This is a genomic window from Brevibacillus sp. 1238 (genome assembly GCF_029892995.1).
GTDB lineage: Bacteria > Bacillota > Bacilli > Brevibacillales > Brevibacillaceae > Brevibacillus > Brevibacillus parabrevis.
Window position 1 is genome coordinate 124,880 of record NZ_JARXWC010000002.1, and the last position, 15,291, is coordinate 140,170.

At 50.6% G+C, this 15,291-nt stretch carries 9 protein-coding genes; 4 read left to right on the plus strand and 5 right to left on the minus strand.

The window, feature by feature from the left end; genetic code table 11:
- The first annotated feature begins 34 nt into the window (after nucleotides 1-34).
- Nucleotides 35-1,900, plus strand: a complete 1,866-nt coding sequence (locus M2298_RS04390) for a bifunctional homocysteine S-methyltransferase/methylenetetrahydrofolate reductase (protein ID WP_280648264.1) — start codon at nucleotides 35-37, stop codon at nucleotides 1,898-1,900.
- A gap of 72 nt (nucleotides 1,901-1,972) precedes the next feature.
- Here the strand turns inward: M2298_RS04390 and M2298_RS04395 are convergent, their stop codons facing one another.
- The 4 genes from M2298_RS04395 to M2298_RS04410 form a co-directional block, all read right to left on the minus strand.
- Nucleotides 1,973-2,959, minus strand: a complete 987-nt coding sequence (locus M2298_RS04395) for a phosphotransferase (protein WP_173595637.1) — start codon at nucleotides 2,957-2,959, stop codon at nucleotides 1,973-1,975.
- 77 nt (nucleotides 2,960-3,036) lie between these two features.
- Nucleotides 3,037-3,615: a mismatch-specific DNA-glycosylase gene (locus M2298_RS04400; RefSeq protein WP_217021727.1), complete on the minus strand. Its 579-nt coding sequence runs from the start codon at nucleotides 3,613-3,615 to the stop codon at nucleotides 3,037-3,039.
- 123 nt (nucleotides 3,616-3,738) lie between these two features.
- A complete protein-coding gene (locus M2298_RS04405) occupies nucleotides 3,739-3,882 on the minus strand; it encodes a hypothetical protein (protein ID WP_167470357.1) in 144 nt (47 codons plus the stop codon).
- Nucleotides 3,883-4,077: 195 nt separating this feature from the next.
- A complete protein-coding gene (locus M2298_RS04410) occupies nucleotides 4,078-5,598 on the minus strand; it encodes a carboxypeptidase M32 (protein ID WP_280648265.1) in 1,521 nt (506 codons plus the stop codon).
- Nucleotides 5,599-5,789: 191 nt separating this feature from the next.
- Here M2298_RS04410 and M2298_RS04415 point away from each other — a divergent pair, with 191 nt between their 5' ends.
- Nucleotides 5,790-7,388, plus strand: coding sequence for a peptide chain release factor 3 (locus M2298_RS04415; protein ID WP_122965742.1), 1,599 nt, complete (start codon nucleotides 5,790-5,792; stop codon nucleotides 7,386-7,388).
- Between the two features lie 126 nt (nucleotides 7,389-7,514).
- Here the strand turns inward: M2298_RS04415 and M2298_RS04420 are convergent, their stop codons facing one another.
- Nucleotides 7,515-8,033: a GNAT family N-acetyltransferase gene (locus M2298_RS04420; protein WP_173595639.1), complete on the minus strand. Its 519-nt coding sequence runs from the start codon at nucleotides 8,031-8,033 to the stop codon at nucleotides 7,515-7,517.
- Nucleotides 8,034-8,192: 159 nt separating this feature from the next.
- Here M2298_RS04420 and M2298_RS04425 point away from each other — a divergent pair, with 159 nt between their 5' ends.
- Together M2298_RS04425 and M2298_RS04430 are read left to right on the plus strand one after the other, a co-directional pair.
- Entirely contained in the window at nucleotides 8,193-9,350 is a 1,158-nt protein-coding gene (locus M2298_RS04425; protein ID WP_173595640.1) for an MFS transporter, read from the plus strand.
- Nucleotides 9,351-9,740: 390 nt separating this feature from the next.
- The gene (locus M2298_RS04430; RefSeq protein ID WP_242771876.1) at nucleotides 9,741-15,290 is read left to right on the plus strand and encodes an AAA family ATPase; all 5,550 of its coding nucleotides are present in this window, start codon (nucleotides 9,741-9,743) and stop codon (nucleotides 15,288-15,290) included.
- Nucleotide 15,291 lies beyond the last annotated feature (1 nt).

A 15,291-nucleotide genomic window follows, 5' to 3' on the forward strand; every position in this document is an offset into this window, starting at 1 on the left:
ATCGTCTAATGAAAATGGGAGAGAAGGGATTGAGTTGACGACGAGCAAGCAAGACTTACGGGAGTATTTGCAGGAGCACCTGCTGGTCGGAGACGGAGCCATGGCGACCCAGCTGCATGCGCTGGGCGCCCCGGTTGGCGTCAGCTTTGAAGAGTTGTGTTTGTCCAATCCGCGAGTGGTGCACGAAGTTCATGCGTCGTACTATCAGGCAGGAGCGCGCCTTTTGGAGACGAATACATTTTCCGCGAACCGGGATGCGCTCAGCCGCTACGGTTTGGAGCACAAAGTGGCGCGGATCAACCGTCTTGCCGTGGCGATTGCCCGCGAAGCCGCTCAGGACGATGCGTACGTGGCAGGCAGCATCGGCTCGATTTTGGCTGGACGGGTGAAGAAAAAGGTACTGGATGAGTATCGGGACCAGTACGAGGAACAGGCGATCGCGCTGTTGCACGCAGGCGTAGACGCGCTGATTTTGGAGACGTTCCTCGATCTGGAGGAACTGCTGCTCGCCATCGAGGGCATTCGTCCGCTGACAGATGTGCCCGTCATTGCGCAACTGGCGACATTGGAAGTCGGACGCACGCGCGACGGCTACTCGCTGACGGATGCTTTTCCGCAACTGAAACAGGCAGGAGCAGACGTCATCGGTCTGAACTGCCGCTTGGGTCCGGCTGAAATTTTGCGCTCTTTTGAAAGCACAATCTTCCCGGATGATTCGCTTCTGTCAGCGTTCCCCAATGCGGGACGGCTGGGAATGACGGACGGGGAGTACGCCTTCAAGTCGTCTCCCGACTATTTTGCCGAAAGCGCCCTGCGCCTGCGCGACCAGGGAGTGCGCCTGATCGGCGGCTGCTGCGGAACGACCCCTGCACACGTGAAGGCGATAGCAGACGCGCTCGCAGGGCAAAAGCCGCAAGCACGCGTGAATCCAACGATTGCGTTGGCAGAGCGTCCGCACATAACGGTACAAAGCATTCACGAGCGCGAGAAGCCAAGCATCGTGGAACGGGTGAAAACAGCTACAACGATCATCGTCGAATTTGATCCGCCGCGCGATCTCGACGCCGAACAGTTTCTGGACGGCTGCTGCGAGCTGCACAAAGCAGGGGCAGACGCGATCACGCTGGCAGACAATTCGCTTGCGACGGTGCGGATGAGCAACATGGCGCTCGGAGCGCTGATGAAAACGAGACACGGGATCGATCCGCTTTTGCATATTGCCTGCCGTGACCGCAACTTGATCGGGCAGCAATCCCATCTGATGGGGCTGCACGCGCTTGGCATCGACCAAATTCTCGTCATCACGGGCGACCCGTCCCGCTTCGGCGATTTGCCGGGGGCAAGCTCGGTGTTTGATGTCACTTCGTTCGATTTGATCCGCATGGTGAAGCAGTTGAACGAAGGCGTCTCGTTCTCGGGACGACCGCTCAAGCAAAAAGCCCAGTTCATCGTGGGCGCAGCCTTCAACCCGAACGTGCGCAACATGGCAGCGGCTGTCGCCCGGCTGGAAAAGAAAGTCGAGGCAGGGGCTGATTACATCATGACCCAACCTGTGTATGACGTCGAATCGATTCGCCTTGTACACGAGGCGACCAAGCACATCGGCATCCCGGTTTTTATCGGCATCATGCCGCTGACCAGTTCAAGAAATGCCGAGTTCCTGCACAATGAAGTGCCTGGCATCAAGCTTTCGGCGGAAGCCTTGGAACGGATGAAAAAAGTGCAGGGACCAGCGGCCAGGCTGGAAGGCATCGCCATCGCCAAAGAACTGCTCGACACGGCTGTCCGCTATTTCAACGGGATTTACCTGATTACGCCTTTCAACTATTACGATATGGCTGCTGACCTGATTGCGTACGTGCGGCAGCAAAGCGCCCTGGTCAAAACGGCGCAACCGTAGAAGACCAGACCAGCCCAAACAGGAAAAAAGCCCAATAGGCCCTCGCGCAAGACAGGCAGCTGCCTTTCGTCTTTACGCGAGGGCTTTTAGTTCATCCAGCATATAGGCGGTCTTGATCGCCTCACGCGTGCAAAACTTCTGAATCTCGGCCACTTCCATCTCCTCATACTGCTTCATGCGCAAAAACCGTTCCATGATATGTGGGAAGGTCAGATCGACAAACAGCAAATGCAGCTGCTCGGCAGACAGCGGATTTTCCTGCAAGTAGGCCCGCAACAAAGACGTAAACAACGGCTCGTTCCAGCTTCCTGCCTTGCGCATGGCGAGCGAGAGGACGCGACTGATGTCTTTGGAAGGAAAATCGTAGCGGACGTCTTCCCAGTCGATAATCGCGATTTGCTGGTTGCGCGTGAGCAAATTGCCGTTGTTGAAATCTCCGTGGCAGAGGAAATGCTTGCGCAGGGCAAGCTTTTTCCAGCTGGAAAAGTAGGCGGATGATTTCAACTGTTCTCGCGCCGCAAGCCCTGCCTGGCGAAAATAAGGCAAGTATTCCACAATCGTCGTCGATTTCGGATTCTTTTTGCTCATGTGGCGCTGCTCCCATTTTTCCAGTGCAGCCAGGTCTGTCTTGTATTCCTCCGACCATTTTTTCGCCCCGTTGTACAGCTCGCCATGCTTGGAAGTAAAACCGAGCGATTGCAGATGGAAGCGCCCTAGTGCGGCTCCGACCTGTTCCAGCTTTTTCGGTGAGCTGTAGGCGATTTTCGGCCAGGAAAACCATTGGTGCAGCACAAACAAGTTGTCTTTGTACACAATCGAGCGCTGGTTGCTTTTCGTGCGCTGGATGCCGGGGATGAGAATGCCTTTTTTGCGCAAATGCGCTTCGGCGTTCAAAATGAAGTGCTGGCGTTCTTTCGGTAAGTACGAAATTTTGCCGATAAACTTGCCGATCGAGGTATCGAGAAAGACGACGAGCGACTTGGGCGTCTCGCGAAGTGTTTCCTGCTGCAATACTTTCAGCGCGTACTTTTGCTCGATTTTGCCGATGAGGTCGTCCATCCGTTTTGCGCCTCCCTTGCAAAAGAAACGTACGATTATCATACGCGGCGGCCCAAGCGGATGACACTCACGGCGCTTCAGTTGGGCGGCAAGGGAAGCGGATGCCAGTCTTTTTGGCGCAAAAAGTCGCTCAGCTCGGCGAATTTGGCGATGCGTTCCGCCCGTGTGAACGAGGCGTTGGCTCCACTCGTGGACGGGATGACGAACAAGTAGCTGCCTGCCCAATCGTCGGTAGCGAATGCTTTCTCTGGTTGCAGTCCCAGCGCGACAGCGGCTTTTTTCTGGCCTGTTGCATGGCGAAAAGCTGTAATTCCGTTAAAGCAGATGACGCGCGGGCGGTACGTTTGGATCATGTGCACGAACTGCTCTGCGCCTGTGTCAAAATCTTCGCGCGTGAGATCAGAAGAGGAGCGGGTAGGGCGCGTGACGAGATCGGTAATGCCGTAGTTGTAATCCAACAGCAGCGAGGTTTCTTCCGGCAGCAGTTGTCTTGCGGTAAGCCCGCCCTCGAACAAGCCGCGCCAAAACAAATTCGCCGGGTTCGCGTAGTGGAATCCGGCTGTGGCCGATACGCGCCCGGGATTGATGCCGCAAAACAACACTGTCAAATCGCGGCGGATGTAAGTAGGCAGCCATTTTTCCGTAAATTCCACCAAGATGATCCCTCCGATTGTTTTCCTTGATTTGATTGTAGCACAGAGGAGAGCGCTTACAGAAACAGGCAAAAAAAGCTGCCAAACGCTGGCAGCTTATCGGTAAAAGTGTGATTAGGTTCGATCTTACAGCTGAGCGTACGGCAGCATGTGCTCCGGCTCATTCGTGATGAATTGTTCCATTTCATTGCGGACGTATTTTTTTGTCTCGAAAGGAACGGCTTCGTGTTCTTCTTTGCCCCACAACCAGCGCGACAATTGTTGAATCATAAGGATTACCCCTCACTTGGTGGAAATGTTTTACACGCTTATCATACTCCTCTTTTGTGAGTTTGTGGCTGGGCAGGTGTGAATAAGGCGTGAAGAAATCGTGGATAGAAGGTGAACAAAAAGGAAGCGATTTCAAGCGATCCGTGAAAAAAGCGCTCCCGGATTGGGAACGCTGTGGGTACAACCATCTACACATTACAGTTTGTAGATGTCGGTATATTTTTTCTCCAAGTATTCCATCAGGTAGGTCGCGTTGGTGCCTTCGCCCGTGATCGCTTGCACGAGTTCACGCGGGCTTTTCATTTTTCCGTACTGGTGAATTTTTTCTTTCAACCAAGCGCGGATCGGAGCGAAGTCGCCGTTTGCCAGCAAGTCTTCGAAGCCGCTGATTTCCTGCTTCATGACGTGGGCAAATTGGGCCGCGTACACGTTGCCGAGCGAGTAAGTCGGGAAGTAGCCGAAGCTGCCGCCGGACCAGTGCACGTCCTGGAGAACGCCGAGTGTGTCGGTAGGCGGTTCCACGCCCAAGTATTCCTGCATTTTTTCGTTCCAGATTTTCGGCAGATCGGCAACTTGGATCGTCTGGTTGATCAAGCCTTTTTCGATCTCGTAGCGAATCATGACGTGCAGGTTGTATGTCAGCTCGTCAGCCTCTGTACGGATGAAGGACGGAGTGACAGAGTTGATCGCCCGGTACAGGTCTTCCACGGATACGCCTTCGAATTGGGCCGGGAATGCTTTTTGCAAATCAGCGAAAAAGTGGTTCCAGAACGGCAGGCTGCGTCCGATCATGTTTTCCCAGAAGCGGGACTGGGACTCGTGAATGCCCATCGAAGTACCGTCGCAGAGCGGCGTGAACAAAAGCTCAGGATTGATGTTTTGTTCGTACATGGCGTGACCCGCTTCGTGGATGCAGCTGAACAGCGCCGAGTTGAAGTCGTTTTCGTCGTAGCGAGTCGTAATGCGCACGTCTCCCGGATTGAAGGTGGTGCAGAACGGATGGGCGCTCTTGTCCATGCGGCCCGCCTTGAAGTCGTAGCCGATTTTTTCCAAAATGAAGCGGCTGAACGCCTCCTGCTCGGCAATCGGGAAGTTTTTGTTCAAGAAAGCGGTGTCCGGCTTGTTCGGCGATTCCGCGATTGCTTTGACCAGCTTGACGGTTTTCTCGCGCAGGGTGGCGAAGATCGGATCGAGCTGATCGACTGTCATGCCCGGCTCGTACAGGTCGAGTAAGGTGTTGTACTTGTTTTTGCCGTCGTGTCCCCAATATTCGATAAACTCCAGCTGGAAGTTCACGATTTTTTCCAGGTACGGCTGGAACATCGAGAAGTCGTTGTTGGCGCGGGCTTCTTCCCATACCGTTTCCGCCAGGGAGGTCAAAACGACAAATTCCTGGTATTTCTCAGCCGGAATCTGCTTGTTGCGGTCAAATTCTTTTTTGCATTCGAGCACGCTGTGACGCGTGATCTCATCGAGCGCTTCCAGTGCGGAAGGTTCGCCGAGCTCGGTTAAAAACGCTTCCATTTCTTTGGATGTCGCCAGCTTGAACTGTTCGCCAGCGAGCACGCCGATAATCTCGGAGCGGGCATCCATCCCTTTGCGTGGCGCTTGCGTTGCTTTGTCCCATTGCAGAACAGCGAGTGCCTGGTTGTAGCTGGTCATTTTTTTCACATAGGCGCGAAAATCAGCCGCGCGTGTTTCCAGATTGGTTGTCATGGGGTCCCTCCTGTGTAAGTATGAAAACGCTAATTGGTCAAGTATGTACATCATGCAGTCAAAAAATTTTTACTACTAAATATTATAACGGTTTGAAGAAAAATTACTAGGTGGATGCAGCACGCATTTGTCGGTATAATCGTATAGGAAAACAATCTGGCTACTTATTCGCGATGACAGGAGAATGATTGATGAGTCAAACCAATCCCCAATGGGAAAATGAGATAGCAAAACGACGCACCTTTGCCATCATCTCCCACCCGGATGCGGGTAAAACGACGATGACGGAAAAGCTGCTTTACTACGGCGGAGCCATTCGCGAAGCAGGGGTGGTCAAAGGCCGGAAAAACTCCAAGCACGCTACCTCCGACTGGATGGAGATCGAGAAAAAGCGCGGAATCTCCGTTACGTCCAGTGCGATGGACTTTGAATACAACGGGCACCACATCAATATTTTGGACACTCCTGGTCACCAGGACTTCAGTGAAGACACGTACCGCACCCTGACTGCTGCCGACGCTGCCGTCATGATCATCGACGTGGCAAAAGGGGTGGAGGCGCAGACGATCAAGCTGTTCAAGGTCTGTCGGATGCGCGGCATTCCGATTTTTACATTCGTCAACAAGCTGGACCGTCACGGGAAAGACCCGTTTGAGCTGTTGGAAGAAATCGAGCGCGTACTGGGCATCCGTTCGTACCCGATGAACTGGCCGATCGGCATGGGAAGCTACTTCAGCGGAGTGTACGACCGCATGAAATCCCGCGTCGAGCTGTATCAGACCAACACGCAGCATGAAGATATCTCGTTTTTCCCGGTAGAGGGAGCCGAAGACCCGCTGATCGGCGACCGCGTCGGTCAGGAGCTGTGGCAGCAACTGCAGGACGAAATTTCTCTGCTCGACGTAGCAGGGGATGAGTTCGATCCGGAACTGATTGCCCAAGGACAGCTGACACCTGTGTTCTTCGGAAGCGCGATCAACAACTTCGGCGTGCAGACTTTCCTGGACAACTTCCTGCAAATGGCGCCAGCGCCTTCCGCGAAAAAGAGCAATGCCGGCATGATCGATCCGTACACCAATCCGTTCTCCGGCTTTATTTTCAAAATCCAGGCCAACATGAACCCGGCTCACCGCGACCGTATCGCTTTCTTGCGCATTTGCTCCGGAAAGTTCGAGCGCGGCATGGCCGTGAAGCACGTGCGTCTGGGCAAAGACATCAAGCTGGCGCAGCCTGTGCAGTTCATGGCGCAAGACCGCGAGATCGTCGAGGAGTCGTTCGCAGGCGATGTCATCGGCTTGTTCGATCCGGGCATTTTCCAGATCGGAGACACGCTCTGTGTCGGCCAGTCGTTCGAGTACGAGGAAATGCCGCACTTCTCGCCTGAGTTTTTCTCCAAAGTCATGGTGAAAGACGCGATGAAGCACAAGCAGTTCCAAAAAGGCATCATGCAGCTGACAGAGGAAGGGACGGTACAATTATTCCGCACCTATCCAATGGAAGAACTGATTCTCGGCGTAGTCGGCGTCTTGCAGTTTGAGGTGCTGGAATACCGACTCAAAGCAGAGTATGGCGTCGATATTATGCTGACGAGAATGCCGTATCAGATTGCCCGCTGGCTCGAAGGCGACAAAGCGGCGCTCGATGCCGTGAAGAACAAAACCGTGACAGACCGCTACGGACGTCCGGTCATGCTGTTCGAAAGCGAGTACCAGCTTCGGGTAGCGATGGATAAGCATTCGTCCATCAAATTCCATGAAAGCTCGCTCGGGTTGAAAGCTGTTCAATCGTAAGTGGCAGGAGAGTAGAACAGGACTTCGCAGGAATTGCGGGGTCCTGTTTTTCGTGTTCCGGCGCGCTTGACTGAAAGATTTGCTCGCTTAAAGACGGGCTTGCTAACGGCTTTTTTGCCTAAAGTCTTAGGAGGGGAAATCAATGGAGAAGAACTTCAGCTCTTCCTGATCGGGCTGCTTGCGAACGTAGCCTTCCCAGCGCAAGCCCAGCTTCTCCAGCAATTTGCCGGATGCATCATTCGCCTTGTCCGTGATCGCGACGATCCGTTTCAGCCCGAACGCCTCGCGCCCGTAGTCCAAAACAGCGGAGGCCGCTTCGAAGGCGTACCCTTTTCCCCAATAGGGAGGACAGAGAGCATAGCCGATATCGACATCCTCCAGAAAATCTCTTTTTATGAGGCCACACAAGCCTACCGGAGTGCCTGTTGCTTTTTCTGCGACGACAAACAAGCCAAAGCCGTAGCTTTCGTAGCTTGCCTGCAAGCTGTTGACGATGTACTGCTGCGCATCTGCCAACGTGCGGACGCCGCGATCACCGATGTACTGCAACCAGGATGGCTCGTTCAAAAGCCCGAAAATAAAGGCCGCATCATCTTCCGCGTGCGCGCGCCGCAGAACAAGACGCTCTGTTTGCAAAACGATCATAGCTTGACTCACCAGCCTTTTCATTTTTTTCCATCATACAGGATGCAAGCGAGAAAAGCTGCTTGTTTTTGGCAATTCAGAAAGCTTTTCCTATCCTACTTGGACGACTCCCCTCATATACTGGGACAAAGACTGGCGGGATGAGAGGATGGGAATGCTTTGAGGGTTCTGCTGTTGGTCGTGTTGTTTCTCGTTGCCTTTGACATGCACGCGCAAACGCCGCTGCTGGCGCCGTACTTGAATATATTGGGCGTATCCGCTGCGATGATCGGCTTCGTGCTGGGTGGTTATGCCATCAGCAATCTGAGCGGCAATCTCATCGCAGGCCCTTTTCTCGACCGTTTTCCGAAGAAATGGTTTATTGCCGGAGGCCTGATCCTGGCTGGGGTAATGCTGATTGGACAAGGACTCGTGACGCATGCCGGGGCATTTTTTTCGTTTCGCCTGATGCTTGGCTTCGTCATGGCGTTCGTCTCGCCCGCCTGTTCCGCCATGTTGGGGGAGACAGGCAAAACCGCGCTGGAACAGGGCGAAATCATGGGCAAAAAAGGACTTGTGCTCACGACAGCCGGGATCGTCTCGCCAGCGGTCGGGAGCTTTTTTGCGGTACAGTTCGGCTACGGCCAGTCGTTCGTCATTTTGGGTTACATCATGATCGTGGCAGGCGTTTTTTCCTGGCTCGTCCTTCCTTCCAGAGTAGTGGACAGCGGCAGCGACCAGGCAGCGCCCTCCAAGCCGAACATATCGGGCAAACAGAGTCTGCTCGCGATCATGGAAAATCGGATGCTGTATCCGGCTTTTCTCGGCGGGTTTGCCATCATCTACGCGCAAGGGACGATCATTTACGAAGTGCCGCTGCTCGTGCAAAAGCAAGGGATGTCGCCAGCCGTTACGGGAATTTTGTTCAGCCTGAAAGGATTGGGAGCGCTCGCGATCCTCAGCCAGTTTTGGCTGCACAAGGTAGCGATCGAAACGCGGTCATTTGCGGGGCTTGGCATCCTCAGCCTCTTGATGTACATGCTGGCGATGGGTCTGGCGATTCCGATTCAGGTGATGATGTTCTGCCTCGGCGCATGCTTCGGAATGCTGTTCCCGGCTTTTGCCACGACCTTGACGATCCACACTCCGCGCGAAATGTACGGCAGCGTGTTCAGCATTTACTCTGCCGTGTTGTCGGTCGGGGCTGTCCTCAGTCCCGTGGTGGCAGGTCTTTTGGGCAACTGGCATCACTCGTACTTCATCGCCTTTTTTGTCACGGCGGGGGTGTGCCTGATCAGCGGGTTGCATCGGCTGTTGTTGAGCGGGGTGACAAGGTAGGGAGCGGAGAGTTTTCCTGGAGGGGGGGCAGGGAGACTCTTTTTTTTGTGCAGGGGGAAGTGGGGTGGAAAACCGTGAGAAGGTTAAGATTGCCAAGCATGTGCTCTTGTACAAAGGCTTCATGAAAATATATCTAGAAAAGTGTGAAGGTGATTTGATATGAAAATTGTTCTAAACATCATTATTTTAATTAAATTTAGGAAAAAATACCGAATAGAGAATGAATTTATAGGTCAAAAGTCTTCATGAATGTAAGATTGAATGGTAAACTGAAAATAGCTATATTTTCCAACAATTAAGGAGTGAGGTGAGATTGGCCCGAAAATATGAGATGGCAATGAGAGTGAGTGGTAAGAGGCAAACACATTATTATTAATTAGGAGGGACCGTGTGTCAGACCATCAACAAAAAATCGAAGATATGATGCAGGAGTTGATACTTGCTCGAGGGAATGCTGCTGTCCAAGTGAAAAAAATACATTCTCAACTGGAATCTGGCGAGATACTGTCAGAGGGAGTGCATGAAGCTGTAAATAAATCGTTAGCTTCAGTGTTTCAACTGCAGAATGATATTTTCAGCGTTATCCCATCAAAATATGGTAAGCCATCTACCCTGAATGAATTAAGAGATATCGCGGACGATATCGAACGTACCTCCCATCTTTTGGAGAGGGTAGAGCGGGTGCGTCAGTCTATTGAGGCATTTATTCGTCTGCAATGTTCGGATGACGGGGTTGCCTATGAATTTGTGCAGCAGCAATCCAAAGCGGAGAGTCTGCTTCAACAGCTGTCGGGTGAAGAACTGGCGGAAGCTGGGCAAATCTATGAGAGAGTTGTTCAATTTATATGTAATCCAGCCGATTCTGATAATCATGTAGAGATGTACAATCAGATTACAAAATCAATCGGGGTAGCCACTAGGTATGCACTGGAACAGGGATGGCTCTTTTGGCCAGATGTTACAAGCGCTGCTCTGGTAGAGCGTACTGTTGAAGTGGGGGAAGAAATTAAAGTTTTGGAGGAAGGTCCAGTCATAACCGGCCATTCTACTGAGACAATGATTGATGAGGAAAACTTGGAGGTTTCCCCAGAGGGGATGATCGATCACAAGGATTGTCCAACATCAGATAGCATAGGAGTATATGGAGAGAGTTCTAAAAGTGAAAGCGAATTGTCAGTAACCGACCTTAGGAACTCTCTTGCCTATTGTGAACAAGCGACAACAGCTCCCCCGATCGTTGATGAATTTGCCGGAATTCCGGACAGTTTGCTTGATTTTTCGATAGTCAAGTATGACTGCACTAGTAAGAAGAAAAATATCGACAGTTTTTCCTCAAATAAATTTGAAGGAGAATTGAAACAAGCATCAGTAATACCGCACTTGGCAGCTTTTATTATGTCCTATTTGTATAATAATGGGGCTATAGCCGACAGCCAGCTTGAAAAATTAATGGCAAATCCTATGCGGGGAAATGCCCGTACATCTGGTGATCCAGAAGAAATTATGCGAAACACCATTCGGAAGCTGGGGCAGAAAGGCTATGTGGTTGAGCATGTCATAGAGTTGGCGGAACGATCCGATGTTTTCTATACGCTCAGCGCGTATGGAGCAGTGGCATTCCAAAAAGACTCCAGCAGACGGCTTTTGCAGACACGTTCACAAATGAAGCTCTTGAGCGAAACGGAAGAAGCCCAAACAGAGTTGTATAGCGACAAGATGGCTACAGATCTTTTCCGGCTTAAACATATCAATCAAGCGTTGCAAGTGCTGAATAATCATGTGCCCAAGCGTTTGTCGATGTCACGGGTAACCATAAAGCCTTTTCCACATCGGGAAGTTTCCGATAAAAAGACCGGAAACCGTTATTTGATCATTCCTGGTATTCTTGATGCAAGGGATCCGCAGGCAGATCTTGGCCTTGTGATGGAGTTGGCAAATAACAAGGATAATTGCATTCCTCTCGTCGCAGTTGGTTCGATGGACGAAGGGTGTTACTGGGTTAAATGGCTGTCTTCCACAGGACGGCAAGCATACTTTTTGTTTGTAGAAGACCAGCTTCCTATTATCGGAGACGGGGAAGGTTCGGATCATTTGTCTGTATTGTTCGATCTGTCGGAAACGAATGCCAATAACAGTGTGGCAGAGGAGCCAACGGTAGCAGGAACCGTGATTCATGAAGCTTTGCACGCAAATAGTCAAACGCCGGCAATGGATCAGGAACGCTCGGGCTCGCAGGCAGATGCGTCAGTTTTAGCCGGAAATAAAAAAGAAAATTCGTACGCAGTAGTTGAAATAGGGCAAACTCAACAGTCCGATCAGCAAAAATCAGAATCATTCGTTTCGATAAGCGCAGAAGATCTTAAGCATGTTGTAGAAAGTTCTCTGAATATGCTTGCGGAAGGAAATCGGGCGGAAGGGATGTTGCTGTTGCACGCAGCGGCCGGGCTATCCAAAGACGTCCAGATTTTGCGTGACAAAATTTCATTCATTCTCAATGATCCGCTCTGCCGTGATGAGGACTGGCATACGCTTGCCGATATGCCAATCACGCTTCCGTTCAACAATTTCGAGATGCTTGATGACTGCGTCAAAGCAGCTATGTGGTTGAAAATTTTTTTTGATCCCAAAGATCCAAACGACTATCGCTTGAATAATCGGTGGAAGCAAATTAACAGTGACTTGTCGAGTGACGTCCTGGAAACTTTTCCGGGCATCAAGCAACTCATTAGTTACTTCTGGATGTTTATTGAACGGCATAATATCGGCATCAAGTATTGCGTGTCATCTGATGTTCGCGACCAACTCGATGTTCACTTGGCATTGAAACAGGTAGAAGAGCGCATTAAAGAGACAATCGAAACGGTTTTCCCCCGCAATACTATGACTTCAATTAACCATCCGAAGATTAAGGAGATGGCCGTTGAACTGTATGGTAACAGTGGCGTCATTACTCACTTTTTGCAACGTGCGTTCGAAATGCAGCTGGAGCAGCTGCGCGACGTATGCCAATTGTTTACCGAGACAGATCTGTCTACCGATCCGGGAGGCCTTAATCTTCAGCCGACTCACGTAAAACTGGAGCAATACCTTGACAAATATTGGGCTGGAATGGTCAATTGGTCCAGCAATGATAAGAGTGACAGGCTCATTGGGACTTATCGAAAAAAGATGATAAATTGGTTGCATGAAGCGACAGAGCCACTTTTGCGGTGCTATGCTTGCCGCTATGCCCTGTCTTCGATGAGTGGGTCAACCTATATTCCTCCAGAGACGGCAAGCAAAGCGCGTAAAAAATCGCAAGAACTGGTTCTTGAAGCGATGCGGCAGTTGGATGAACAAGCGATTTTATTGGATAAGGTAGGCCATAACCTGCTTCTTGACTCAATTCACAATTTGCAATCTGTCTTTGGAGACACAGGTGATGATCGTAAACACCCCTTTTATGAGTCATTGTTGCTCTCAGGAGAAATTGAGCTGGATTCTGACTATCTTCCTATCAAAGATGAGCAATGGCTCCAGTCGCACCAACCAGTTGCCGGGTATACCCTTTGGGAACGTGTGCTACGTCATTGCAGCAAGAAGTTCGAATCCTGGGAAGAAGCGGCTGACCAGGCGTTGCGCAACTACGACATGGGAATGTACGATTTGATTGCCAAGCGCTCTGGGGAATGGCTGGCTGATACGACGGTTAGCGAGATACGCCGCAAGGCACCTCAGCAGCTCGTGAAATATAATGATGATTTCAGAGCTGAGGTGGAACTCGCTCAAAATTATGGTCAAATGGCAAGCAATGACGAAATGTATGGCTATATCAAGTTGGCAGAAGCTGCAAAAAAACATGCGGAGAAAACGCTCAATGTCGGGTTTTTCAAACGTCTGCTTGAACACTGCCGCGCACAAATTGTGAGAGGTTCTGACACTCGCATGGAAGCAACCCGCAGCCGTTTGGATGCGTTGAAAGAGGATACACTTCTGAATGCGGATCGAGATGATCAGGCAGGCGACGAGGATGTGCTCCGGCAGTGGCCAATTCTCGATAAAATTGAACAAGCTCTCGAAAGACGCAATATGACAGTTGCCGAAGACTACATCCAGTTAGCTGCTAGCGGCCAAAAAGATACGCCGTCGCTTCAAATGCTTGACAGTGACTTGTACATGTTATTTCTTGAGCGATATCAGGTACTTTTTCAAGGATGCAACACTAATAAAAGTGCGGATCTGTATCGCGTATACAACCAATTTGTTCGTAATATGCTGTATCCGAATCAGCAAAATCGCAACACGCATAGTGCAGAGAGTTTTATCCGACAATGGTACAAGTTTCAACCACATCAAATAAGCGAGTTCATGGAACAACTGTTGTTTCACAAGGTGGAGAAAGTTGTGAAACAACGAGAGAATGAATTTTATGTTTTCCCGGCTGCCCGTGATGCTCTACTAGGTCAGTATCCTCATCCGTTCAAGGAGTTTGGCACCGAGGCTGTGCAAAAAGGAGTTCGCGTGCTGGCAATGGCCGGAGTTCGGACGGCTGACAACTTGCTGGATGAAGTGACACAGCGTGGCGCGGGCAATGGAGCGGCAACTATCGTTGTACTTGACTATGCGCTCTCGTTGGCTGACAGAAAGCTGTTAGCCAAGTCAATCAAATTGCGATCAATTCCAGAAATAATTGTTGTCATTGACAGGGTTATGGCACTGTTTTTGGCAGGATACAGTCAAATCGCTCGGGGCGATGCATTTCTTACGATTGCCTTGCCATCAAGCAAGATTCAGCCATATATCCCAGTTGGCGGGATTCCGCCAGAAATGTTTATTGGTCGAACTGATGAGATGGAAAAAATCAGAAGCATGAATGGTCCGGTATTTGTCTATGGTGGACGGCAACTTGGTAAAACGGCATTGCTTAGAGAATCAAAAAATCGGGAACACGATCCTGAAAAAGCTCGGTATGCAGTCTTCGTCGATTTACGGGAGAAGAATACAGATGCATCACTTCGTGCCATATGTGAAGAGTTGGTAATGGAAAAGGTATTGGCTCAGCCATGCTACACCTGGGATGAGTTGCGAATAGCACTGCGTGAAAGGCTTTTTGCCAAGGAGCGTCCCATTCAGAAATTAATGCTGTTGCTTGACGAAGCAGATGCGTTTCTTGCAAGCTGCGAGAGTTGCCAAAATCGGCCGCTCGAAATACTGAAGGAACTGAAAGATACATTCAATGGACAATTCAAATTTGTTCTTGCGGGACTCCGGGATGTTGTCCGATTCAACAAGCGACGGCTTGGCGGCAACAGCGTACTTGCGCATTTGGGCCACATCACAATCCGACCATTGGAATATCTGGATGCTCGTGACTTGCTGCTTCGTCCGTTGCAATACCTCGGATTTCGGATTGAAGAAAATGGCGAGGACATCATCAGCCTTATTCTTGCGAAGACAAACTACTATCCGGGTCTGATTCATCTTTATTGCCAAAAACTGATCGAAGCAATAACTGACAGCTATCGCAACGGCAATTATAATGAAAACTCCAATCCGCCCTATTTGCTTGATGAGAAGCATATCAAGACATTGCTCGGACAAAGAGAACTTCTCACAGAGATTGAAAATAAGTTTCGGATTACATTGCAGCTTGATACTGATAATTTGTATGACATTTTGGCGAAGGCGATGGCCTACCGTTATTATGAGGCTGGAATTGGCCAGAGTTCATCCGCGCAGGACATCATCAAAATTTGCAGAGAGTTCAATATCAACAAGATAGCGAGCTTGTCGGAAGATAGTGTCAAGGCACTGCTGGAGGAAATGGATGAACTGAACATCATCCGCAGGGAGACGCGTGGTTCAGATAGCTATGTGTTTAATCGTTACAGCTTCTTCCAGATGCTCGGCAGCAGTGAAGACGAGCTGTTTTATCAGCTTTACGAATTGGGAGAGTATTAAC